This window comes from Oleiphilus sp. HI0043 (assembly GCF_001634935.1).
This window is the reverse complement of the sequence record NZ_LWEY01000417.1, coordinates 1-698: the sequence shown is the minus strand read 5'-3', so window position 1 is coordinate 698 and position 698 is coordinate 1. Positions and strand designations below refer to the sequence as shown.

The 698-nt window shown below is 45.6% G+C and carries 2 pseudogenes; both read right to left on the bottom strand.

Annotated features, from left to right (window positions below):
* Positions 1–222 (bottom strand): annotated as a pseudogene (locus tag A3729_RS05410) (hypothetical protein); the annotation flags it as partial.
* Positions 223–378: 156 nt separating this feature from the next.
* Positions 379–698: pseudogene (locus A3729_RS05405) on the bottom strand (MFS transporter); the annotation flags it as partial.

Below are 698 nucleotides of genomic sequence, written 5' to 3'. Positions count from 1 at the left end.
AGTGTCTTCGTCGGGCAAGTCCATACCTACCACGAGAATATCAGGCTGATACTCCTCCGCTTTAGCCAACATAAGACAAGCTTCGGTAACTGTCTCGATTATCGGATAAGCGTTTTCGCGAAGAGCTCTGCGTAACAACGCTGCTCTTGAATCCAAGGGATCAATTAACAGTGCGCGTTCTTTTTGAGAGAGCCCTGTATTTGAGATAACAGCTCTAGTCATACGACACCACCTTATTCATAAATTCAGACGCAACAGGTAGGAATACTCATGTCCTTCATGCATAGATCTGATAAATATTAAATGGTAAAAACAGAGGATATAAAATAGAAGCGAGCCTTACAGAAGTACAGGCTCGCGATAAAGTCGTAGCTATACCTAGCTAACCTCTATCATTTGAACAGTACCGTCTGGTAATACCTCATGCATATGACCTTTCGGCTCATCCAAAAACTGAACCAAAACCAAACATGCTACAGCAGCACCCGCAATCACCATAAAGAAGGTCGATGCATCAACGAATGAGTATACCGTCAGGAAGGTCACACCGCCCACGTTACCATAGGCTCCAACCATGCCTGCGATTTGCCCTGTCATACGCCGCTTAACCAGTGGCACCATAGCGAACACTGCACCTTCACCAGACTGAACAAAGAACGAACAAAGCAACACTGCCGCAACAGCCAATGGAATCATCC